This is a genomic window from Amycolatopsis orientalis DSM 40040 = KCTC 9412, assembly GCF_000478275.1.
In the GTDB taxonomy this organism is placed as follows: Bacteria; Actinomycetota; Actinomycetes; order Mycobacteriales; family Pseudonocardiaceae; genus Amycolatopsis; species Amycolatopsis orientalis.
The window spans coordinates 1-21,733 of sequence record NZ_ASJB01000064.1 but is presented as its reverse complement, the minus strand read 5'-3'; the positions used below and the strand labels follow the sequence as shown (position 1 = coordinate 21,733).

Here is a 21,733-nt window from a genome sequence, read left to right as displayed (position 1 = left end):
GGTTCTCCTACGGGGTCAAGGTCTGCGCGCGAAGGTGTTCGACGGCGAGGCGGGCGGCCTCGCCGATGGCGGAATCGACCGCGGGCAGGCGGTCGGCGAGGGATTCGGCGCGGGTGAACACCGCGACGGCGTAGCGGCGACCGTCCACATGGGTCACCACCCCCGCTTCGTTACGGACCGAGGGCAGCGTGCCGGTCTTCGCCGCGATCGCCACTTCCGCGGGGAAGCCGGACGAGATCCGATGCGGCCAGATCTGCTGGGCCATGATCGTCCGCACCCGTTCGCAGGCGGCCGGGTCGCCCGCTCGGTCGGTCCAGATGGCGTCGAGCAGCGTGGTGATCTCGCGCGGGGTCGACGAGGTCGTGCGTTCCGGGTCGACCACCGAGAGCTTCCGCAGCTGTTCCTCGGTGGCGGCGGCGAAGACGGCCTCCAGATCGTCGTCCGGTTTCGCACCGAGGTCGGCGATCACCGAGGCGAACAGGTCCTCACAGCAGCCGATCAGCCGCGTCCGCTCCAGCCCGAGATCGGTGAGGACCCTGTCGACCGCATCCTGTCCGACCCGGTGGTAGATCACGTCGGTCGCCGCGTTGTCGCTCATCGTGAGCATGAAGTGCGCCAGGTCGCGCCAGCTCATCTCGACGTCGTCGGCGCAGCCCGCGGTGCCGATCCCGCCGATCCGGTACCGCGCGGTGACGCGGACCCGCTCGGTGTCATCGAGCCTGCCCGCGGCCGCCTCCCTGGCGAAGGCGACCGCGACCGGGATCTTGAACACCGACGCGAGCACGACCGGGTCGTCCGCGCCGACGCCGACCTCGGGACCGCCGGGGACACCGATCTCCTTGGCGTGCACGAAACCGCGGGCTCCCGCGTTCGCGAAGACGGCCTCGATCGCGGCGGCGGCTCCGGTCACCTGCTCACCCGCCGGTCCGCGCGTCCCGTGTGGACGAACAGCGCCCGGCCGTTGCCGTCGTCACCGACGAAGGCGTGCGGCATGTGCAGGCCCAGCTGTCCGCTTTCGGCGACGAGGGTGTCGCCCTGGTATCCCAGTAGCCTGTTCTTCTCCGGCTTACCGAGATCGGCGAAGGCCCCCTTCGGCGTGCGCTCCAGCCACAGGCCACCGTCCTCGTCCTGGCTGACCACGATCTCCGCGACCTGCGAGGAGTACTCGCCCACGTACCGGGAAGGGTCGGCGGGCGCCTCGGCGGCGTTGGGTTCGGGCAGCGGCGGGACCTCGACCCCGGCCAGGTCGCCGAGGACCTTCCGGAAGATGTCGAGGTAGAGGTGCAGCGGCTTGCCGCCGTTGGTCAGCAGCGCGACCGCGACATTGCTGCCCGGCACCACGCGGAGGAACGCCGACTGGCCGATGGTGCCGCCGTCGTGGCCGATCACCGGGCCGCCGTCCCAGTCGAAGATCATCCAGCCGAGGCCCCACGCCCCGCCCATCAGGCCGAGGTAGGGCAGTTCGACCTGCCGCTCCCACATGGCGCGGGCGGTTTCGGGCTTGAGCACCTGGGTCCCGTCGTCGGCCCGGCCCTCGTTCAGGTGCATGCGCACGAAGGTGAGCAGGTCACGCGGGCGCATCGCGAGGTGCGAGCCGGCGGGGACGTTCGAGCGGGTCAACGCCCACATGGGCGCGGGGACGGGGTCGGCGTCCGGCGCCGGCTGGACGTGGCCGATCGCGGCGCGGTACCGGATGGCGTCGTAGGGGCCCGTGGCCGCGTGGGTCAGTCCGAGCGGCGCGAACAGGTGGTCGCGCAGGCATTCGTCGTAGGACTTGCCGCGCAGCACCTCGATGATCCGCCCGAGCACGCAGTAGCCGGCGTTGTTGTAGGAGAACATCTCCCCCGGGCCGAACAACTGGGGCACGTCGGACAGCGTCGCCACGAGCTTCGCGACACAGTCGTCGCCCTGCCCGGTGTCGGTGAAGATGTCGCCCTCGAAGCCGGACGTGTGACAGGTCAGCTGCCGCACGGTGATCCGGGAAGCGGCGTCGTCGTCGGCGAGGACGAACTCGGGAAGGTACTCGCGGACCGGCTTGTCGAGCTCCAGCGCGCCTTCGTCGACGAGCTGCATCGCCAGCGTCGTCGTCCACACCTTGGTGATCGAGCCGATCTGGAACACCGAGTCCACTGTGGACTCGACCCCGGTGCCGGTGTTCAGCAGGCCCGCCGCGTGGTCGATCACCTCACCGTTCGCGAACACCGCGACGGCCGCGCCGGGCACCTGGTGCTTCGCCAGGAGGCTTGGAAGATTCTCGGCGAGCCAGGTATCGATTTCGGAAAGTTTCGACATGCGCACCTCTTGTCCGTGGAAAGGGTGGGGTCCGGCGGTTCCCGGAATGCTAGGACGGTGACGGGCGTCACCGGTTCGTGCGGAACGACGAGAGCGGCGGGAAAATTCATCCGGGCGGACGAATCATTCGACGGCCGCCTCGGGAAGCCTGAGCCATTCCACCGCCCGCGCGGCGGCGAAGCCGATGAACGCGTCCCGTTCCGGCACCCTCGACCGCCCGTCGACGGCGTCGGTGAAAATCCCTACCGCGTAACGGCCCCCATCCGGGTACTCGACGACACCGACCTCGTTGCGCACCGTCGGGAGGGTCCCGGTCTTGCCGCCGACGCGGATCCCGTCGTCCGGGAACCCCGACCGCAGCCGGTGCGGCCACACCTGGAGTTCCAGCCAGCGCCGGACGTCCGCGCACGCCGTGGGCGACGCCGCCTCGTCACGCCAGATCAGGCCGAGCAGCCGGGTGATCTCCTCGGCCGTCGTGGCGCAGGTTCGCTCCGGTCGCAGCGCGCGCAACGCGGTGAGCTTCTCCAGCGGAAGCTCCGTCAGCAGCCTTTCGTCGTCTTCGTAGGAAATTCCGAGGTCCTCACCGATACTTCTGAGGGTTTCACCGCAGTCCTGCGACACGGTGGTGTGCTCGAAACCGAGTCGCCGCAAGTTTTCTCCGGTCGCCGCTTTCCCGACGCGGTCGAGAATCAGGTCCGTGGCGACGTTGTCGCTGATCCCGATCATCAGGATCGCGAGGTCGTACCACGACATCGTCACCTCGTGCCGGAAGGTCGCCAGGCCGTACGGGCTCGGCGTGGGATGTCCCGGCGGGACCGTGACCGGCTCGCCGAGATCGAGCACCCCTTCGGCGGCCTGCTTCGCCAGCTCCAGCGCGACGGGCACCTTGAACACCGACGCCGTGACGACCGGCGTGTGCTCGTCGATGCCGATCCGTCGCGTGCCGTCGATTTCGGCCGCGTGCAACCGGACCCGGACACCGACCTCCTTCGCGCGGGCGTTGATCGTTTCGATGACTTCGGACGCGGTGGGCATGGCACTCCTGTCTACTGAGCCTCGTGAGTGGTAATGACGGTTGGAACCGCCATTACCACTCACGAGGTTTTCGGGCTCGCCGGGGAAAAGGTGAACTGCGCTGGGGTCTGCGGTACCCAGAACGCCATCACGGCGGTGATCAGCGTGGTGCCGATGAGGAAGCCGAACGCGGCGGTGTAGGAGAAGGTGTCGGCGAGCCAGCCCATGGCCACCGGGGCGACCGCACCCGCCACCTGGCCGCCGAAGTTCATCACGCCCATGCCGATCCCGGTGACCGCGGTCGGGAGGACCCGCAGCGGAAGGCCGAAGACGGCCATCGTCGCCATCCCGAAGACAGCGAGGGCGAGCGTCTCGTAGAGGGTGAATTCCGCCGTGCTGTCCGCGTTCACCATCAACGTCAGCAGCACCACGGTCACCAGCGCGATCGAGCCGAGGTACCAGCGGCCGTGGTCGTGGAAGTAACGGTCGAACAGCCAGCCGCCGAGGATGGTCGTGCCGATGCTGACCAGCATCGGGATCGCGGCCAGCACGCCGGTCTGGCCGAGCGTCAGGCCCCGCGACTCCAGCAGGTAGCTGGGCACCCAGGTGATCATCCCGTAATTGAGCATGTTGGTGACGCAGAACAGCAGGGTGAACTTCCAGATCACCGGGGACTTCAGCACCTGCTTGCGGGACACCTCGGGGGTTTTCGCGTCGGCACGGGGAAGGCTGCTGAGCGACTCCGGAAGTGCCTTCGGCAGGATCGCCCAGACGACGACGCCGATGATCGCGCCGATCCCCGCCATCCAGAAGAACGTGTGGCGCCAGCCGAGGGCCATCAGCAACGGCCCGACGATCAGCGGCGCGAGTCCCGCGCCGATCCCGCCCGCGGACAGCATCACGCCGGTGACCGTCGCCCGGTTGCCCGGAGTCGTCCGCTCCGCGATGGCCTTGAACGACGCGGCCGGGAAAAGTCCTTGGCATACACCGAAAAGCCCGCGGACGACGAGCAGCATCCCGAAGGTGCCCGCCATCCCGGTCATCGCGGTGAACGCCGACCAGAGCAGCAGGGTCGCCAGCATCGGACCGCGCGAGCCGTACCGGTCTGCGAGGAAGCCCGCCGGGATCTGGCAGACCATGTAGACCAGGGCGAACACGGTCACGAGCCAGCCCTGCTGGGTTTTGCTGAGCTCGAACTCGGCGCCGATCATCGGCAGCGCCATCCCGATGGAGAACCGGTCGATGTAGTCGACCGACCAGGCGAACACCATCACCACCATGGTGATGACCGCCGTCCGGTTGATCCGCCGCGCGGTCCAGGTGTCCTCTTTGACCACTGCCACCATGACGCCTCCGCCGAAAACGTTGGGAGAGAAGAAGAACGGCGCGGCCGTGGCGCCGATCACTCATTTTGAACAGCGGGTGCCGGGCAGAGTTCGTGCGTTCACACGAACATCCGGCGGTCTTTCCGGCCGGGATGACCAACCCGGCCGGCGGTCAGGACTCCTCGGCGGCGGGCGGCCCGGTCCGCGCGTCGCGGGGCAGCAGCCGTAGTTGCAGCATGGCGGCGAACCGCTCCCCCGAATCGTCGAGGTCGATCTCGCCGACTTCCGCGAGCCGTCGCAGCCGGTAACGGAAGGTGTTCGGGTGGACGTAGGCCGCGGCGGACGCGGCACCGATGTCCCCGAAGGCGTCCAGCCAGCAGCGCAGGGTGTGCACCAGCTGGGACTGATGCTGGGCGTCGTAGGCGAGCAACCGCGCGACGGGTCCCGTCGCGACGTCTCCCCTGGCCGCGGCGAGATCGGCCAGTTCCAGCATGAGCGCGTCGACGTGGACGTCCTCCGCGGTCGCGACCCGTTTCGGCCCGCCGTTGGTGAGCAGCACGCGCAACGCCCGGTCGGCGCCGTCGCGTGAGGAACGCAGGCCCGAGCCGTCGAGCGCGAGCGGGCCGATGCCGATCGCGGCCGCCGCCCGGCGGCCGGTGCGTTCCAGGAAGGTCGAGGCGACCCGCAGCGAGCGCTCCTGCCAGTCGGCGTGACCACCTGGCATCGGGACGATGCCGTAGGCGACGTCGCCGACGAGGGCGACGGCCGACCGCGGCTGGACGGCGCTGAGGTGCATGGCCAGCGCGTCGGCGACCCGCTGGCGGTCCGCGACCAGGCGGAGATCGTCGCCGGGGTCGGGCGCGCCGAGCAGGCCCATGGCGAGCACGATCGACGGCTGGCCCAGCAGCCCGAGCCGGGCGATGGCCTCCGGGGCGCCCGCGCCCCCTTCGAGCGCCGTGCTCACCAGATCCGCGCGCAGCCGTCGCTCGACGTCGGCACCGGCACGCAGCCGGAGCATGTGCAGCGCGACCAGTTTGGCGGCGTCGATCAGCGCCTGGGTCCGTTCCTCGCTGAGTGGCTTCCGGACCGCCGCCCAGATCGACCCGAGGACCTCGTCGCCGGCGCGGACCGCGAGCGCCACGCGGGGGATCACGATCTCGTGAGCGTCGTAGCGCTGCGGATCGACGTACACCGGCGTGTGGTCGCGGTACAACTTCTCGAAGATGCCGTCCCGTTCCAGGTTGCGGGTGAACCGCTCCGGCACCTGGCGGCCGAGGATCGTCTCGACCCGGGACGGGTCCGCCTCGTCCTGACGCCCGGAGAACGCGAGGACCCGGGAGTTGCGGTCCTCGATGGTCACCGGCGCGTCGAGCAGCGCGGCGATCGCGTTGGCCAGCGCGAACAGATCACCCGACGGCATTCCGCCGAGCGTCTGCGGCGACACGTCACCGACGTCCCCTTCGGCGAGCAACGTCCTGAGCATCGCGGCGAGCTGGGCCCACGAAGCGCCGCTCGCCAGGCCGAGGAGGGCGACCCCGGACGAATCCGCGGCGCGCCGGAGTTCCGGCGTCGGGGTGACGGGAGACCGGACGACGAGTGCCGCCGCGCCTCTCGCACCCACGTCGTGCAGGAGGCGGACGACCTCGTCGTGCTCCCGCACCCCGACGCCGAGCACGACGGCGGAGGCGGGAAATTCCGACTCGTCGTGCGGATCGTGGATGACCACCCCGCCGAGCTGCTTGCGGGTGGTCCGGCCGAGGACGACCGGCTCCAGGAGCACGTCCCCGAGGTCTTCGAGGACGCGCCCCAAACTCGTGTGCGGCTTACTGGGCACCGGTGTCAGCACCCCCCGAAGTTAAACCCGGCCGGACCGAACCGAGTGGTTCGATCCGACCAAATCTAACCCCGGAATTCGTGGTTGGCTACGAACCGATCCACGCTTTCGCCTTCGTGACCTCGTCCAGCAGGCCGGGAATCGGAGTCACGCCGAGGCCGGGACCGGTCGGCACCGGCAGATGCCCGGACTGGAGCACGAACGGTTCGGTGATGTCCGTGCGGTAGAACCGGCCGGACGCCGAGGTGTCGCCGGGCAGGGTGAAGCCCGGCAGCGAGGCGAGCGCGACGTTGGCCGCCCGGCCCAGTCCGGTCTCGATCATCCCGCCGCACCACACCGCGACCCCGTGCGCCGCGCAGACGTCGTGCACCCGGCGGGCTTCGAGGTAGCCGCCGACGCGGCCCGGTTTGATGTTGACGATCTGGCAGGCCCCGAGCTTGATCGCGTCGGCGGCCGCCCTGGCGGACACGATCGACTCGTCGAGGCAGATCGGTGTCCGGATCCGCCGCGCCAGCTCGGCGTGCCCGAGGACGTCCTCCTCTTCGAGCGGCTGCTCGATCAGCAGGAGGTCGAACGGGTCCAGCCTGGCCAGCAGCGGTGCGTCGCCGAGGGTGTACGCGGTGTTCGCGTCGACCTGGAGCAGCACGTCGTCGCCGAAGCGCTCCCGCACCCGCCGGACCGGCTCGACGTCCCAGCCGGGCTCGATCTTCAGCTTGATCCGGACGTACCCCTCGTCGAGGTACCCGCCGACGACGTCGAGCAGCTGCGGGATCGAGTCCATGATGCCGACCGAGACCCCGCAGGCCACGAAGTCGCGAGTGGACCCGAGCTCGGCGGCGAAGGACCGGTCGTGCGCCCGGAGTTCGGCGTCGAGGACGGCCATCTCCAGCGCGGCCTTCGCCATCCGGTGTCCCTTGTACTTCGCCAGCAACGGCGTCACCTTGTGCGCGGTGAGGTCACCGGCCCGCAGCAGCTCCGGGATCAGGTGGTTCCGGAGCACGTGCTCGGCGGCGTCGTTGTACTCCGACGAGTAGAGCGGCGCCTCCATCGCGACGCATTCGCCCCAGCCCTCGCCCGACGGCGTCACCGCCCGGACGAGCAGGAGTTCCCGTTCTGCCTGCGTCCCGAACGACGTCCGGAACGGGGCCACGAGCGGCATCCGGACCCGGCGCAGTTCCACACCGCTGAGTTTCACGACTGCTCCTTCGAGATCACGTACCAGCCGGCACGATCGAAACCGGTGACGTGGGCGTTGTCCGCCATCAGTCCACCGAGGACTTCACGCAGGGCGACCCGCCACGCGTTGCCGCGGCCGGGATCGGTGCGGCGTAACCGTTCGACGTCGGAGGGGACGCCGACGAGCACGGTCGGGGTGTCGGCGCGGCCGATGAGCGGGCCACCGTCGGCGTCGACCGAAAGCGCCTTCGCCGCGTCCAGCGCTCCCGCGTCGATCAGGACAGGTTCACCGAAAGCGGCGGCCCGGACCGCGGGGCTGGTCAGATCCCAGCCGACCATCAACCGGTCGGTGTCACCCGAGCCGTTGATGCTGTCCTCCATCGGACCGTAGAAGTCGGGCAGGTACCCGATCGGATGCGCGCCGAGCTTCCCCAGGTTGAAATAGGCGTTGCGGCGCACCAGCGGGTCGAAGGTCCAGGTGATCATGGAGACCTCCTGGTGCAGCGCCCAGCCGCGTTGATGCAGTTTCAGCGCGTGACCGATCCCCCGGCCCGCGCCGGCGTGGGCGACGCCGGCGATATGGCTGTGCAGGCTCGCCTTCCCCGGGTTCCCGAAGAAACCGAAACAGGCCCCCAGCAGTTCGCCGTTCTCGAACGCGCCCGCGACGTAGTTCCCGGCCGTGGACATCGCCCGGAGCAGTTCCGTGCTCACCGGCCGCGCGCCGGGCGCGGACTTCCAGATCGACTCGAACAGGTCGACCACCGCGGCCAGTTCGGCGATTTCGGTGAGTTCGCGGATTTCGACGCCCGAAGCCACGGCCGCCGCCCGCGCGGCGGCGACGGCCTCGTCGCGCACCTCCGCGGAGGCCGGGCTTTCCGTATTCGTCGCAAGATTCGTCACGGGACAATCCTTTCCCGGCGCGATGGCCGAGTCACCGTCGTGCCGTACCAGATTCGCCAGCGGGATTCGTCGCACCGGACGGAGCCCGCTTCGCGAGGACGTTTTCCACGAGCGCGGCCAGCAGAGCGGTGCGCCGCGGCAGTTCCGCGACGACGACGTGTTCGTGATCCGCGTGCGCCCCGCCCCCCACCGCGCCGAGGCCGTCGAGGGTGGGGACCCCCATCCCGGCGGTGTAGTTGCCGTCCGACGCACCGCCGACCGAAGCGGCGGTCAGCTCACCGAGACCGAGTCCGGCCGCCAGTTCCCTGGCCAGGTCGAACAATCCCGACGACGAGCCCTCCTCCAGCGGCGGCCGGTTGATGCCGCCGGTGACACGGACGGAGGCGTCCTCCAGAATCGGGACGAGGGCCTTCATGGCCCGATCGACACGGAGTTGCTCGGCCTCGTTCCACACGCGGACGTCGACCGCGACACTCGCGGCGGCGGGAACGGTGTTGACCGTCGTTCCCGCCGAGACGACGGTGGGGGTCACGCTCGTGCCCGCCACCGGATCGGCGAGCGCGGCCACCGCGAGGATCTGGTGCGCGATCTCGATCCCCGCGTTGACCCCCTTCTCGGGTTCGAGCCCGGCGTGCGCGGCTCGTCCGGTCACCTCGACCCGGTAGTGGGAAACACCTTTGCGGCGGCATTTCAGCGCGCCGCCGTCGGCCGAGGCCTCCAGGACGAACGCCGCGTCGCAGCCCGCCGCGGTCTCCTCGATCAGCGCGCGGGACGACGGCGAACCGATCTCCTCGTCGCCGGTGACCAGAATGGACAGTCCGTCGCGATCGGGGACGGCCGCGGCGGCGTGCAGCGCCATCACCACCCCGGCCTTCATGTCGAAGCAGCCGGGTCCGCGCAACACGCCGTCCCGCACGGAAAACGGGTGGGTCTCCAGCGATCCGTGCGGCCACACCGTGTCGTGATGCCCGAGGAGCAGCACCCGGGAGGGCCCGTCACCGAAGCGCCAGCGCAGATGGGTGACCCCGTCGACGACGATCCGTTCCGGATCCGTCCACAGCAGTTTCCGGCCGAGTCCCGCCACGACCTCGGCACTGCGGGCCACCGCCTCGTGATCCGACGACGGGGACTCGCAGCGGACGAGCGTCTCGATGTCGTCGAGCAGTTCGCTCATCGCGGTTCACCGCGCAGCGGCTTGCCGGGGAACGCGTCGGTCCGCAGGTTTCCTTCGGTGACAACGGGAACGCCCGAAACGAACAGGTGCCGGACACCGACCGAAGGCCGCGTCGAGTCGAAATAAGTGGCCGTGTCGGTGATGGTGTCCGGGTCGAGGACGACGATGTCGGCATCCGCCCCGACGCCGAGCCTGCCCTTGGTCCGCGCCCCGGGAGCGACCTCGTCCAGGACCCGCGCGGGAAGGTAGGAGCAGCGCCGGAACGCCTCCAGCCAGGTCCAGGACTTGCTCTCGCGCACCATCAGCCGCAGCGTCTTGGCGTACGTCCCGGCCGTGCGCGGATGGGTCGCGCCACCGGGCGGCAGTGGCCATTCGGTGCTCTCGCTGGTGCCGTCGTTCCAGTACACGGGCAGGGCGTCGCTGGCGACGATGGCGTCGGGGAACGCGAGCGCCTGGCGCAGCAGCGCGAGGTCACGCGGGTTGCCCTCGTCGAGGAACTCCAGGATGCACGGCGCGCCCGGCTCCTCGGCGCGCACCTGGAGCAGGCGGCCCTCGTCGGCGATCCGCTCACCGGTCTCCAGCATGATCACGCTGGACGGTGAGAGGCCCTTCATCTTCAGCCGTTCCGGCGAAAGGAAGGCCGCGCCGATCCCCGTACTGCCCGCGCCGTACGGATAGGCCTCCACGGTCACCCGCGAACCGGCCGAACGGCTCGCCTCCAGCGCGGCGAGCACGCGGTCGATCTGATGTCCGGAAGTGCTGTTGACGTGGCAGTGGTGCATGGCCGCGCCGGTCTCGGCCGCGACGATCGCGATCTCCTCCGACCCGTCCACCGGAGTCGCCGGATCCACTTCGACCAGTTCCCGCACGTGCGTGTAGGTCGGTGCCCCGGCCTCCTTGGCGAGCCGCGCGAGAGCCACGAACTCGGCGGGGTCCGTCAGGGGCGCGTAACCGAGCAGGACACCGACGCCGAGCGCGCCCGCCGCCAGCTCACCCTCCACAAGGGACAGCCAGGCCGCCAGCTCCTTCGGTGACGAAGACCGTTGCCAGGACAGGTTCCCGAGCACCGCGAGCCCGCTGTCGATGTTGGCGTCGGGTTCGATCCCGGCCAGCACCTGCGCCCTGGCGGAACCCCACGACGCGGAGAAACCGTAGTGCAGCGGACGTCCCGCCGCGGCGGCCTCGGCGTAAGCCCGCTCGATCGGCATCAGCCCGGCTTCGAGGTCGAGCGCGGTCGTGACGCCGTCCATCGCCTGCAGCCGCTGGCCCGCGATGGTGTGCACGTGACTGTGCAGATCGATGAAACCGGGGCCCACGACGAGCCCGGCGACGTCGATCTCCGTGTCTCCCGCTTCCGACGGCAGACCCTCCCCCACGGCGGTGACCACCCCGTCCGTCACCAGCACGTCGGCCGTACCGTCGAAACCCGTCGCCGGGTCGATGACACGACCGCCACGCAAGAGTGTCCGCATGCTTCGCCTCCTAGGATCGCCTCGTTCTTTGGCGACCCTAGGAGGTTTCGCGAACCGGCCGTTCGTAGCGAGCGACGAATCCGGGTCACCGGATCCATCCGCCCGTACGAACGCGTCCGGCTTTCTCTCGTGAGTGGTAATGACGGTTCTAACCGTCATTACCACTCACGAGGACGTTCAGCGGGTCCGGTGTCCGGCGATGATCTCGGCGTAGCGCCGGCCGCTCGCCTTCACCGTGCGGACCTGGGTGTCGTAATCGACCCGGACGAGCCCGAACCGTTTGCTCAGCCCGCTGTCCCATTCGAAGTTGTCGAGCAGCGACCAGGCGAAGTACCCCTTCACCGGCGCGCCCGCTTCGGCCGCCCCGGCCACCGCGCCCAGATGTTCCTCCAGGTAGGCGACGCGGTCGGCGTCGTCGATCGAACCGTCCTCGGCGACCTTGTCGTCGAAGGCGGCCCCGCTTTCGGTGACGTAGATGGCGCGGGCGCCGTACTCGTTCGCGAGGCGGTGGATCAGATCCGCCAGTCCCTGGCCGTGGATCTCCCAGCCCATCGCGGTGGTGGCGGCGCCCTCGACCGGCACCTGCCGGGCGCGGGGCGCTGGACCTTCCGGATCGTTCTCCACGATCTGGCGGAAGTAGTAGTTCAGCCCGTGGTAGCCGACCGGGGCCGAGATCACGTCGAGGTCGTCACCGGCCACGGGCGGCTCGACGCCGTAGACCTCGATCATGTCCGCGGGGTAACCGCGTCCGTTCGACGGATCGAGCCACCAGCGGTTGACGTGCCCGTCCATCCGGGCCGCCGCCGCGACGTCCTCGGCGGAGTCCGACGCGGGCTCGATGCCGCTGAGGTTGAGCACCAGGCCGATGTTGGCGGGCTCGGCGGCGTTCGCGGTGATCGCCTGCACGCCCAGGCCGTGCGCGAGCAGCAGGTGGTGGGAGGCGTGGATCGCCTGCTTCAGATCCTTGACGCCCGGCGCGAACCGGCCTTCGAGATAGCCGAGCCAGGCCGAGCACAGCGGCTCGTTGACCGTGTTCCAGTCCTTGACTCGGTCACCCAGCCTGGCCGCGACGACCGCGGCGTACTCGGCGTAGGCGTAGGCCGTGTCACGCTCGGGCCAGCCGCCCTTCGCCTGCAGCGCCGAGGGCAGATCCCAGTGGAACAACGTGACGAACGGCCTGATCCCCGCTTCGAGCAGCGCGTCGACCAGCCGGTCGTAATGGTCGAGACCGAGCGCGTTGACCTCGCCGCGGCCGGTGGGGATCACCCGCGGCCACGCGATCGAGAAGCGGTAGGCGTCCAGGCCCAGCTGCTTCATGATGCCGAGGTCCTCCGGCCAGCGCCGGTAGTGATCGCAAGCGACGTCACCGGTGTCACCGTTCAGGACGGCACCCGGGACCCGGACGAAGTCGTCCCAGATGGACGGGAGACGGCCGTCGACGTCGACGGCGCCTTCGACCTGGTACGCGGCCGTGGCCGCACCCCACAGGAAATCGGCGGGCAGGTGCAGATTCAAGGCAGACCTCTCTGTACGGGGGACGACGCGTCATTTCACCGCGCCGGCGGTGAGCCCGGCGACGAGATAACGCTGGAGCAGAAGGAATCCGGCGACGACCGGGACGGAGACGATGAGTGAGGCGGCCATGACCTGGTTCCAGTAGACCTGGACCTGGGTGGAGTACTCCTGCAGCCCGACCGCGAGGGTCCGCGTTCCCGAGTCGGTCATCACCGACGCGAACAGGACCTCGCCCCAGGCCGTCATGAACGAGTAGATCCCCACCGCCACGATGCCCGGCATGGCTGCCGGGACGACCACCCGGATCAGGGCGCCGATCGGCCCGGTCCCGTCGACCATCGCCGCCTCGTCGAGTTCCTTGGGGATCGAATCGATGTACCCGGCGAGCATCCAGATCGCGAACGGCAGCGAGAAGGTCAGATAGGTGATGATCAGCCCGAGCCGCGAGCCGTACAAGACGATACCGGTGGTGTTGCCGATGTTGACGAAGATGAGGAACAGCGGCAGCAGGAAGAGGATGCCGGGGAACATCTGCGTCGACAGCACGGTCATCTTGAAGAAGTCCTTGCCCCGGAACCGGAAACGGCTCAGGGCGTAGGCGGCGAAGATCGCGATGAGGACCGAGAGGATCGCCGCCGAACCGGAGATGACCAGGCTGTTCACGAAGTAGTCCGCGAGCGGGATGGTCTCCCAGATGTCGAAGAACGGCTGGACGGTCAGCGTCGTCGGGATCCATTCCCACTCGCCCTGCACGTCCCCGAGCGGTTTCAGCGACGACGAAACCATCGCGTAGAGCGGTATCAGGGTGAACAGGGCGAGAAAGCCCAGGACGAAGCGGCGGGCCCACGGGACCCAGCGAGGCTCAGACAACCGCGTTCCTCCTTCGCGAAGTCAGTCCCAAATAGACGGTGCTGACCACCAAGAGAAACAGCAGCAACAGCACCGACATCGCCGAGCCGAGGCCGAAGTTCCAGGTGACGAAGGAACTCTGGTAGATGTGGATCGAGATCAGCGACGCCTCCTTCGGCGCGGACGCTCCGAAAAGGACATACGGCGTATTGAAGTCGTTGAAGGTCCAGAGGAACAGCACCAACAGCAGCACCTGGTTGACTGGCCGCAACATCGGCTGGGTGATCGCGTGGAACTGCCGCCACCAGCCCGCGCCGTCGATCGCCGCCGCCTCGTAGAGTTCACCGGGGATGTTCTGCAGCCCCGCCATCACGATCAGGAACGCGAACGGCCAGTTGCGCCAGACCGAAACGACCACCAGCGACCAGAAGCTGTTGTCCCCGATGAGCCAGAAGGAATCGGTGCCCAGCAGGTCGTTCACCAGGCCGGTGTCCTTCTGGAACATGAACGACCAGGTGATCACCGCCGCGTACATCGGCAGCGCGTACGGCACCAGGAACAGGGTCCTCAGCACGCCGCGGCCCCGGAAGTTCTTCTGCATCAGCACGGCGGCCGAAGTCCCGAACAGCCAGCAGAACCCGACAGAGAGGACGGTGTAGACGACGCTGATCCAGAACGAGCCGAGCAGTGCCTTGCCCGCCGCGCCGTCGAAGTCCAGGACGAACTTGTAGTTGTCCCATCCCGCCGCCGGGGCGGTCGAGAAGTCGCGGAGGGAGAACTGCGTCAGCTTGAAGAAGCTCATCACGAGCCCGGCGACCATCGGGATCAGGTGCACGAGCAGTTCGAGCAGGATCGCGGGAAGCAGCAGCAGATACGGCAGCGCGACCCGGCGGGGCCCGCGACGGCGGCGCCGGGGTCCGGCTGCCCCGGCCGCTTTCACGGCCGGGGCATTGTCGAGAGCGGTCGGCATCAACTGCCGGCCGCGATCTGCTGATCCGCCTGGTTCAGCTGGTCTCGGATCTTCGCGTCGTCGACGGGCTTGCCCGCGGCGACGTCGGCGAACATCGCCTTCATCGCGGTGCCGATCAGGGTCTCGAACTGCGATTCCTGCGGTACCTGCGGCATCGGCTCCGCCGAGTTCGCGAGCACGCTCTGGAAGACCTTGACGTCCTCGGTCTGGAACGCCGCGTCGCTGTAGGCGTCCTGGACGGTCGGCAGCGAGCCGTAGGTCTTGTTGAGCAGTGCCTGCTCCGGCGCCGAGACCATGAACTTCACGAAGTCCAGCGCGGCGTCGGGGTTCTTGGTGCCCTTGAACACCGACATGTTGATCCCCGCGACGAAGCTGCTGACCTTCCGGCCGTTCGGCGGTGTGGTGGCGGGCAGCGGGATCGGCGCGACACCGAGGTTGGCCATGTCCATCCCGATGTTCTTGAACGAGCCCGCGGAGGCCTGGTTCATGAACATCGCGGCCTTGCCGTCCGACAGGTCCTTGAGCGACTTGGCGGTGTCGGCGTATTCCGCGTTGGACGGATTGACGATCTTGTCCTTCTGCATCAGGTCGACGAACTGCCGCACGGCCGCGACCGACGGGTCGGACGCCAGCTGCGGCTTTCCCTCGGCGCTGAAGAACCGCGCACCCTGCTGGGCCCCGAGGATCGCCGCGTGGTGGCTGTTCTCGGTGACCTGCCCCGCCTGAAGCGACAGCCCCCATTGACCCTTGTCGGGTTTGGTGAGCTTCTTGCCGTCCTCGACGAGTTCTTCCCAGGTGGCGGGCGGCTTGGCGATGCCGGCCTCGGCGAAGAGCTTCTTGTTGTAGTACAGGCCATACGCCTGGCCGTAGAGCGGAACGCCGACCGGCGGCTGCCCGGCCGCCCCGGTGGCCGCCAGCGACGGGCCGAGGAAGCGCGTCTTGCCGCCGACCTTCTCCAGCGCGGCGTCGTCGAACGGCAGGAACGCCCCGGTCGCCTGGAGCGAGGCAGACCAGGTGTTGCCGATGTTGAGCACGTCCGGGCCCTTGCCGGAGGTGGTCGCCGCGAGGATCCGGTTGAGCAGATCCGTCCACGGGACGACCTCGAGTTTGACCTTGATCCCGGACGCCTTCTCGAACTTGTCGAGTTCCGGCTGCAGGACCGCCTTGTCGTTGTCGAGACTGGTGCCCTGGTTGGACGCCCAGTACACGAGTTCCTTGGGAGCACTGGACGACGTGTCGCCGCCGCACGCCGTGGTGGCGGCGGCCGCCAGCGCCAGCACGAGCGCCGGGGCGATCTTTCCGATTCGCATCGATGGTCCTCGGGGTGAGTGGCCAAGTCGCGTCCGGATGCCTGTGACACGGGACACGTCTTATTTCAGGGCTTGAGTTAAGCCTTGGCCAAGCTTGGCGTCAAGACCCGGGAAGCCGCTTCTCGGTGAGAACCTCGAAAGCCTGGCCGCGATGGGCGGCGAACAGGTCGAGCGCCCGGTCGCCGTCCCGCGCGCGCAGCGCCTCCGCGAGCCGTCGGTGCTCGGCCGGGATGCTCGCGAGGTAGCCCTCGGAGTTCACGCCGATCCGGGTCAGCAGGAACAGGTAGACCTGCGACCGGATGGCCCGCCACGCCTCGATGAGCCGCCGATGCCCCGAAGCCGCGTAGACCGCGTCGTGGAAGTCGATGTCGCAACGCACCATCTCGTGCTCGTCACGGGCACGGACCATCCGCTCGACGACCTCCTCGATGGCGGCGAGGTCCGCGTCCGACGCGGAGGCGACCACGAGCTGGACGGCGAGCTGCTCCAGCGCCGACCGGAGGCTGTCGAGCTCGGCGACGTCCACATCGGACAGTGTCGTGACGAGGGCGCCGCGATGCCATTCGCTGCGGACCAGGCCTTCCCGCTCCAGCTTGAGCAGCGCTTCGCGCACCGGACCGCGGCTGACGCCCAGCGCCTCCGAGAGTTCGACCTCACGCAACTGCGCCCCCGGCGGATAGGTGCCGCCGAAGATGGCGTCCCGCACCCGGTCGGCGACCTCGTCGGCCAGCCCACGACGCCGCGCGGGCAGCACCCGGCCGGGTTCGCTCATCGCTCATCCTCCCTCTGGAACGCCCGATGGTAGCGATGTGATCACCGGGCTCACTTTGTCCTAATGTTAACATTGCGACAAGTGCTCGTCTTCCGGAAGGATTGCCTGGTCATGACCGTCCTCGACTCCCCCATCCCGCGCTTCCACCTCGCCATGCCGGTCGACGATCTGGCCGCCGCGCGCACCTTCTACGGTGACGTCCTCGGTCTCGAGCAGGGCCGGAGTTCCGCCACCTGGATCGACTGGAACCTCCACGGCCACCAGTTCGTCACGCATCTCGCCCCGGAGCGGCCGCAACGGATCCACAACCCCGTCGACGGCCACGACGTGCCCGTCCCCCACTTCGGCCTGATCCTCACCGTGCCGGCGTTCCAGGCACTGGCCGAGCGGCTGCGGGCCGCGAAGACGCAGTTCGTCATCGAGCCCTACGTCCGGTTCGAGGGCCAGACCGGCGAACAGTGGACGATGTTCCTGCTGGACCCGGCGGGCAACGCCCTGGAGTTCAAGGCGTTCGCGGACGACTCCCAGGTCTTCGCCGCCTGACCCCTCGTGAGTGGTAATGACGGTTAGAACCGTCATTACCACTCACGAGGTTATCGATCGATACGGTTTCCCGCGTTGATCAAGGCCCGCCGCCGTCGGAAGCTTGTCCTGTCAGCGAGCCCGCTGCACACGGACAACCAAGGAGATCGCCACCATGTTCGACCCCATCCTCCTCCGGGCCGCCGACGCCGAGATCGTCAGTGACGCGCCGGGCAGCGACATCACGCTGCTGGCCGATTCGGACACCACCGACGGGGGCTTCACCGCGAACCGCGCGACCCTCAAACAAGGCGTCTTCGGTACCCCGGCCCACTTCCACACCCGCGCGACCGAGTTCTTCTTCGTCCTCGAAGGAAAGCTCCAGGTACTCGTCGACGAAACGCTGCACACCCTGGAGAAGGGCGACTTCCTCGCCGTTCCCCCGCGGACGCCGCACGCGTTCGGCCCCGCGGCGGACTCCGACGCCGACGTCCTGGTGACCTTCACGCCGGGCATGGGCCGCTTCGACTACTACCGGCTCCTCGAGCGCGTCGCCCGTGGGGAGGCCGACCCCGCGGAGATCGCCGCCTCCTCGGAGCAGTACGACAACCACTACGTCGACAGCCCGGTCTGGCGCGCCGCCCGCGGCCGGTGAAACGTCAGTCGATGACCGCGGTCGCTTCGACCTCGACCAGGTGCTCCGGCACGTCGAGGGCCGCGACGCCGATCAGCGTGGCGGGCGGGACCGGGACGCCGCCCAGCGCGGTGGCGGCCCGGTCCACGCCTTCGAGGAACAGCGCGAGTTTGTCAGGGGTCCAGCCGACGACGTAGGCGGTCAGTTTCGCGACGTCGTCGAACGTGGCGTCCGCCGCGGCGAGCGCGGTGCCGATGTTCAGGTAGCACCGCTCGACCTGAGCGGCGAGGTCGCCCTCCCCGACGGTGGTGCCGTCGCCGTCCCAGGCGACCTGTCCCGCGACGAAGACCAGCTTCGACCCGGTCGCGATCGAAACCTGCCGGTAGGCGGGGATCTCCGGAAGTCCCGCGGGGTTCACCAGGGTGATGGCCATCCTGTCGTACTCCTTGCCGTAGTCACTTGTGGTTACCCAGGAACTGTAGGAGAGTGTGCGACGGCCTGGAAGAACGCACTTTTTCGTGACTGGGGAACCTGATGGTGACCAAGCAGCTCAGCGGTACGGCGGACGACGCGGATCTGACCAGGGCGGACTCGCTGGCGCGGGAGATCTTCTCCGACGTCGCCAACAAGTGGGCCCTCCTGATCATCGAGATGATCGGCGACCGCACCCGGCGGTTCACCGAATTGCGGAACGACATCGAGGGCATCAGCCACAAGATGCTCACCCAGAACCTGCGCATGCTGGAGCGCAACGGCCTGGTCGAACGGACCGTGCATCCCACCGTGCCGCCACGGGTCGACTACACCCTCACCGAAGCGGGACACGGCCTGCGCGCGACGGTCGACGGCATGTGCGACTGGACCCACCGGTTCCTCGGCCACATCGAAGATTCGCGCCGCCGGTTCGACGCGCCTGTTAACGGTTAACGACCAGGTCGGAGCCCTCGCGCGATGCACTCCCCCGCGTCGCGGATCTATGCTCGTCGGGTGAAACCCGGCCGAGCGGAACCCCGGCCCGAGTTCGAACGGTTGCTGCGCGACGGCCCCTTCGCCGACGCGCTGCGCGAGGCCATCCGGGCGCGCGGCCTCAGTCTGGAACGCCTGCGCGATCATCTGCGCGCCCGCGGTGTCTCGATCACCGCGGCGACCCTCAGCTATTGGCAGTCCGGGCGCAGCCGCCCCGAGCGCCGGGATTCCGTCCTCGCCCTGCGCCATCTGGAGCAGGTGCTGGCGGTCCCGCCCGGCAGCCTGACCGCGTTGCTCGGCCCGCCGCGCGCACGCGGCCGGTGGCCGGCCCGTGCCGACGACCTGCCGGAGATCGGCCGGTTCTGGCCGGACCGGACGCGGATCGACGCGGCCGTCAGCGAAGTCGACACCCGGTGGGACGAAAGGCTGACGAGGATCAGCCAGCACGACGTCGTTTTCGTCGGACCGGAACAGGAAGAACTCGCGTTCCGGTCGCGACAGGTGCTGCGCGCCGAGGCCGACGGCCCGGACCGGTGGGTGATGATCGTCCACATCGACGAGCACGACCGGCCGCTGCCGCGGGTGACCTCACTGCGGGGCTGCCGTCCCGGCCGGAGCGTCCACCGTCCCGAAGACGGCCTTCTCGTGATGGAACTGCTCTTCGAACGACCGCTCGCCAAAGGCGAAACGGTCATCACCGAACACGCACTGGAGAACAGCGCGCCGTTCCCGCACGCGACGAACTACGAACGCAAATTCCGCCTCCCGGCGCGGGAATACGTGCTCGAGGTCCGGTTCTCGCCCGATGTGCTCCCGGCACGTTGCCGCCGCTATTCCGAACAGGACGGACAGCCCGCCGAGTGGACCGAAGTCCTGCCGCGCGCGGATTCCGTGCACGGCGTCGCCCTGAACTTCGGCCCCGGCCGGTTCGGTTTCGAGTGGGACTGGCCCGCTCTTAATTGTTAACGACTCGCGGACCTACAATTCCGCGAGGTCAGCGAATTACCGTCGGCGCACCTGCTTTTCGATTCGAGGAGTGCGCATGCGACGGCACAACGGAGTGCTTTCCTGTTTGAGTATCGTGGCCTTGGCCGCGCTGGGCTTCGGCCCCGTGGCACACGCGGCTTCACCACCGGACCGGGCCCATCCCGACGCCGAGGTGCGCGGCGTGGCCGCCGCGTTCGGCCTGACCGTGTCCGAGGCGAAGTCCCAGCTCGACGACCAGGACGAAGCCCACCGGCTGGCCGCGTCGCTGCCCGCCGGACTGCGCGCCCGCTCGGCCGGGCAGTGGTTCGACGCCGCCACCGGCAAGCTGACCTTGGCCGTCACCAACGCCGACGACGCCGACGCGGCGCGGGCGGCCGGTGCCAAACCGCGGCTCGTGTCCCGAGGGAAGGCCGACCTCGACCGGACTGACGACGCCGTCCGCGCGCTCGTCGGCGGCGGTGTCCCCGGCGTGTTCGGCTGGGGTGTCGACGTCCGGAACAACGAGGTCGGCGTCTCGGTCGATCGCTCACGCAAGACCATCGAGACCGAGCGTTTCCTTGCCAGGGCACGAGATCTCGGCGTGCGGATCACCGAAACCGGGTCGTCGCCCCGGCAGCAGGCGGGCACGATCCACCCCGGCGACCCGTGGTGGCCGGGCAGCGAGTCCAACTGTTCGGTCGGCTTCGGCGCGACGGATTCCGCCGGTGGCAAGCACTTCCTGACCGCCGGGCACTGCACGAACGACCGCGACCAAGCCGCCTATGGCGCGTCCGGCCAGCAGAATCGGATCGGCACCTCGAACGTCGGCGGGACACGCAGCGTCAACGCGCGCGAGGGCGACATGGGCGTGGTCGCGGTGACGCAGTCCGGCTGGGAGCTTTCGGCCGCCGTCAACACCTGGGGTGAACCCGCCGTCACCGTCACCGGTGCGGCGGAGGCGATGGTCGGCGACCGGGTCTGTCACTCCGGGAACACTTCGCACTGGAAGTGCGGCGAAGTGAAGTACACGCACAAGTCCGTCGACTACGGCGGCGGGCTGATCATCGAAGACCTGACCTGGACGACGGCGTGTTCACTCGGCGGCGACTCGGGCGGTGGCTGGCTGCTCGGCACCAAGGCGGTCGGCCTGCACGACGGCGGCCCTTCGAAGTGCGTCGAAAACCCCAGCGACGGAGACATGTCCCTCTTCCAGCCGGTGATCGAGGCGCTGAACAAATGGAACCTCACCCTGGTGACGGGCGAAGGCGGCGGTGACACGACGGCGCCGAGCGCGCCCGGCAACTCGCGCTCCACCGGTACGACGTCGACCAGCGTCTCGCTGGACGCGGCCACGGACAACGTCGGCGTCGCCGGTTACGACGTCTACAACGGCTCGACGCCGGCCACCTCCACGACGGGGACCAGTGCCACCGTGACCGGTCTCAGCCCCGACACCGCCTACAGCTTCACGGTGAAGGCACGCGACGCGGCGGGGAACGTGTCGCCCGCGAGCGGTGCCGTGTCCGTCCGGACACAGCCCGGCGACGGTGGCGGCCGGACACTGAGCAATGGCACCGACTTCGCGATCCGGGACTACCAGCAGGTGTTCAGCCCGGTGACCTCGACGCTCACCGGACAGGCCGCGAGCCCGCTCGCGGTTTCGGTGACGATCCGGCACACCTGCGCCGAGGACCTCGGCGTCTCGCTCGCCGACCCGGCGGGCAGGACCTATCCGCTCAAGTACAGCGGCGGTGCGGCGTGCACGGCCTGGAGCGGCGCGCGGACGTTCTCGGTGCCCGGCGTGTCGTCACCGGCGGGCGGCAAATGGCAACTGCGGGTCACCGACTACGGCCCCGGTGACACGGGAGTGCTCGATACCTGGTCGCTGACGCTCTAAAGCCTCGTGAGTGGTAATGACGGTTAGAACCGTCATTACCACTCACGAGACCCACTCCCCTACGGCAGGCGGACCACGCGCAGGAAGGCGGGCAGCAGCCACGGCCGGGGGCCGCCGATGACGATCTTGCGTGTCAGCGCGGAAC

Annotated in this window: 20 protein-coding genes; 5 read left to right on the top strand and 15 right to left on the bottom strand. The window is 69.0% G+C overall.

Annotated features, from left to right (window positions below):
* Nucleotides 1-7: 7 nt before the first annotated feature.
* The 14 genes from L324_RS21820 to L324_RS21755 form a co-directional block, all read right to left on the bottom strand.
* The gene (locus L324_RS21820) at nucleotides 8-910 is read right to left on the bottom strand and encodes a serine hydrolase (protein WP_037311615.1); all 903 of its coding nucleotides are present in this window, start codon (nucleotides 908-910) and stop codon (nucleotides 8-10) included.
* Nucleotides 907-2,292 carry a serine hydrolase domain-containing protein gene (locus L324_RS21815; RefSeq protein WP_037311612.1) on the bottom strand — a complete coding sequence of 462 codons (1,386 nt, stop codon included), beginning with the start codon at nucleotides 2,290-2,292 and terminating at the stop codon, nucleotides 907-909. The genes L324_RS21820 and L324_RS21815 overlap by 4 nt, the downstream gene beginning before the upstream one ends.
* 123 nt (nucleotides 2,293-2,415) lie before the next feature.
* Entirely contained in the window at nucleotides 2,416-3,327 is a 912-nt protein-coding gene (locus tag L324_RS21810; protein WP_037311608.1) for a serine hydrolase, read from the bottom strand.
* Nucleotides 3,328-3,386: 59 nt separating this feature from the next.
* The gene (locus L324_RS21805; protein ID WP_037312468.1) at nucleotides 3,387-4,652 is read right to left on the bottom strand and encodes an MFS transporter; all 1,266 of its coding nucleotides are present in this window, start codon (nucleotides 4,650-4,652) and stop codon (nucleotides 3,387-3,389) included.
* A 151-nt stretch (nucleotides 4,653-4,803) separates the two neighbouring features.
* Nucleotides 4,804-6,477: a PucR family transcriptional regulator gene (locus L324_RS21800; protein ID WP_037311606.1), complete on the bottom strand. Its 1,674-nt coding sequence runs from the start codon at nucleotides 6,475-6,477 to the stop codon at nucleotides 4,804-4,806.
* 76 nt (nucleotides 6,478-6,553) lie between these two features.
* Nucleotides 6,554-7,660 carry an o-succinylbenzoate synthase gene (gene menC / locus L324_RS21795; protein ID WP_037311604.1) on the bottom strand — a complete coding sequence of 369 codons (1,107 nt, stop codon included), beginning with the start codon at nucleotides 7,658-7,660 and terminating at the stop codon, nucleotides 6,554-6,556.
* Nucleotides 7,657-8,541 carry a hypothetical protein gene (locus tag L324_RS21790; protein ID WP_037311602.1) on the bottom strand — a complete coding sequence of 295 codons (885 nt, stop codon included), beginning with the start codon at nucleotides 8,539-8,541 and terminating at the stop codon, nucleotides 7,657-7,659. The genes menC and L324_RS21790 overlap by 4 nt, the downstream gene beginning before the upstream one ends.
* A gap of 31 nt (nucleotides 8,542-8,572) precedes the next feature.
* Nucleotides 8,573-9,715 carry a M20 family metallopeptidase gene (locus tag L324_RS21785; RefSeq protein ID WP_037311599.1) on the bottom strand — a complete coding sequence of 381 codons (1,143 nt, stop codon included), beginning with the start codon at nucleotides 9,713-9,715 and terminating at the stop codon, nucleotides 8,573-8,575.
* The gene (locus tag L324_RS21780; protein WP_037311597.1) at nucleotides 9,712-11,187 is read right to left on the bottom strand and encodes an amidohydrolase family protein; all 1,476 of its coding nucleotides are present in this window, start codon (nucleotides 11,185-11,187) and stop codon (nucleotides 9,712-9,714) included. Before L324_RS21780 ends, L324_RS21785 begins: the two co-directional genes overlap by 4 nt.
* A 177-nt stretch (nucleotides 11,188-11,364) precedes the next feature.
* Complete coding sequence (locus L324_RS21775; protein WP_037311594.1) at nucleotides 11,365-12,702, bottom strand: GH1 family beta-glucosidase; 1,338 nt, start codon at nucleotides 12,700-12,702, stop codon at nucleotides 11,365-11,367.
* Between the two features lie 30 nt (nucleotides 12,703-12,732).
* The gene (locus L324_RS21770) at nucleotides 12,733-13,572 is read right to left on the bottom strand and encodes a carbohydrate ABC transporter permease (protein ID WP_037311589.1); all 840 of its coding nucleotides are present in this window, start codon (nucleotides 13,570-13,572) and stop codon (nucleotides 12,733-12,735) included.
* Nucleotides 13,565-14,521 (bottom strand): carbohydrate ABC transporter permease, encoded by a 957-nt coding sequence (locus L324_RS21765; RefSeq protein WP_037311586.1) that lies wholly within the window; start codon nucleotides 14,519-14,521, stop codon nucleotides 13,565-13,567. Before L324_RS21765 ends, L324_RS21770 begins: the two co-directional genes overlap by 8 nt.
* Nucleotides 14,521-15,831, bottom strand: coding sequence for an ABC transporter substrate-binding protein (locus L324_RS21760; RefSeq protein ID WP_037311584.1), 1,311 nt, complete (start codon nucleotides 15,829-15,831; stop codon nucleotides 14,521-14,523). The genes L324_RS21765 and L324_RS21760 overlap by 1 nt, the downstream gene beginning before the upstream one ends.
* A 100-nt stretch (nucleotides 15,832-15,931) precedes the next feature.
* Nucleotides 15,932-16,603 carry a GntR family transcriptional regulator gene (locus tag L324_RS21755; protein ID WP_037311582.1) on the bottom strand — a complete coding sequence of 224 codons (672 nt, stop codon included), beginning with the start codon at nucleotides 16,601-16,603 and terminating at the stop codon, nucleotides 15,932-15,934.
* Between the two features lie 111 nt (nucleotides 16,604-16,714).
* Between L324_RS21755 and L324_RS21750 the strand changes: the two genes are divergently transcribed.
* Both L324_RS21750 and L324_RS21745 read left to right on the top strand, forming a co-directional pair.
* A complete protein-coding gene (locus L324_RS21750) occupies nucleotides 16,715-17,146 on the top strand; it encodes a VOC family protein (protein ID WP_037311574.1) in 432 nt (143 codons plus the stop codon).
* Between the two features lie 154 nt (nucleotides 17,147-17,300).
* Complete coding sequence (locus L324_RS21745) at nucleotides 17,301-17,780, top strand: cupin domain-containing protein (RefSeq protein WP_037311571.1); 480 nt, start codon at nucleotides 17,301-17,303, stop codon at nucleotides 17,778-17,780.
* Between the two features lie 4 nt (nucleotides 17,781-17,784).
* Here the strand turns inward: L324_RS21745 and L324_RS21740 are convergent, their stop codons facing one another.
* On the bottom strand, nucleotides 17,785-18,192 hold the full coding sequence (locus L324_RS21740) for a RidA family protein (RefSeq protein WP_037311568.1): 408 nt from the start codon (nucleotides 18,190-18,192) through the stop codon (nucleotides 17,785-17,787).
* Nucleotides 18,193-18,293: 101 nt separating this feature from the next.
* Here L324_RS21740 and L324_RS21735 point away from each other — a divergent pair, with 101 nt between their 5' ends.
* The 3 genes from L324_RS21735 (at nucleotide 18,294) to L324_RS21725 (ending at nucleotide 21,588) form a co-directional block, all read left to right on the top strand.
* Nucleotides 18,294-18,686: a winged helix-turn-helix transcriptional regulator gene (locus L324_RS21735; protein WP_037311565.1), complete on the top strand. Its 393-nt coding sequence runs from the start codon at nucleotides 18,294-18,296 to the stop codon at nucleotides 18,684-18,686.
* 60 nt (nucleotides 18,687-18,746) lie between these two features.
* Complete coding sequence (locus tag L324_RS21730) at nucleotides 18,747-19,691, top strand: helix-turn-helix domain-containing protein (RefSeq protein ID WP_037311563.1); 945 nt, start codon at nucleotides 18,747-18,749, stop codon at nucleotides 19,689-19,691.
* A gap of 76 nt (nucleotides 19,692-19,767) precedes the next feature.
* Nucleotides 19,768-21,588: a proprotein convertase P-domain-containing protein gene (locus L324_RS21725; protein ID WP_051174029.1), complete on the top strand. Its 1,821-nt coding sequence runs from the start codon at nucleotides 19,768-19,770 to the stop codon at nucleotides 21,586-21,588.
* Nucleotides 21,589-21,733 lie beyond the last annotated feature (145 nt).

What these genes read in the sequence shown, in the direction of transcription:
- L324_RS21735 (WP_037311565.1), top strand. Translation starts at nt 18,294, where the DNA reads ATGGTGACCAAGCAGCTCAGCGGTACGGCGGACGACGCGGATCTGACC.
- L324_RS21810 (WP_037311608.1), bottom strand. Translation starts at nt 3,327, where the DNA reads ATGCCCACCGCGTCCGAAGTCATCGAAACGATCAACGCCCGCGCGAAG.
- L324_RS21745 (WP_037311571.1), top strand. Translation starts at nt 17,301, where the DNA reads ATGTTCGACCCCATCCTCCTCCGGGCCGCCGACGCCGAGATCGTCAGT.
- L324_RS21740 (WP_037311568.1), bottom strand. Translation starts at nt 18,192, where the DNA reads ATGGCCATCACCCTGGTGAACCCCGCGGGACTTCCGGAGATCCCCGCC.
- L324_RS21780 (WP_037311597.1), bottom strand. Translation starts at nt 11,187, where the DNA reads ATGCGGACACTCTTGCGTGGCGGTCGTGTCATCGACCCGGCGACGGGT.
- L324_RS21815 (WP_037311612.1), bottom strand. Translation starts at nt 2,292, where the DNA reads ATGTCGAAACTTTCCGAAATCGATACCTGGCTCGCCGAGAATCTTCCA.
- L324_RS21725 (WP_051174029.1), top strand. Translation starts at nt 19,768, where the DNA reads ATGCGACGGCACAACGGAGTGCTTTCCTGTTTGAGTATCGTGGCCTTG.
- L324_RS21805 (WP_037312468.1), bottom strand. Translation starts at nt 4,652, where the DNA reads ATGGTGGCAGTGGTCAAAGAGGACACCTGGACCGCGCGGCGGATCAAC.
- L324_RS21785 (WP_037311599.1), bottom strand. Translation starts at nt 9,715, where the DNA reads ATGAGCGAACTGCTCGACGACATCGAGACGCTCGTCCGCTGCGAGTCC.
- L324_RS21750 (WP_037311574.1), top strand. Translation starts at nt 16,715, where the DNA reads ATGACCGTCCTCGACTCCCCCATCCCGCGCTTCCACCTCGCCATGCCG.
- L324_RS21755 (WP_037311582.1), bottom strand. Translation starts at nt 16,603, where the DNA reads ATGAGCGAACCCGGCCGGGTGCTGCCCGCGCGGCGTCGTGGGCTGGCC.
- L324_RS21760 (WP_037311584.1), bottom strand. Translation starts at nt 15,831, where the DNA reads ATGCGAATCGGAAAGATCGCCCCGGCGCTCGTGCTGGCGCTGGCGGCC.
- L324_RS21765 (WP_037311586.1), bottom strand. Translation starts at nt 14,521, where the DNA reads ATGCCGACCGCTCTCGACAATGCCCCGGCCGTGAAAGCGGCCGGGGCA.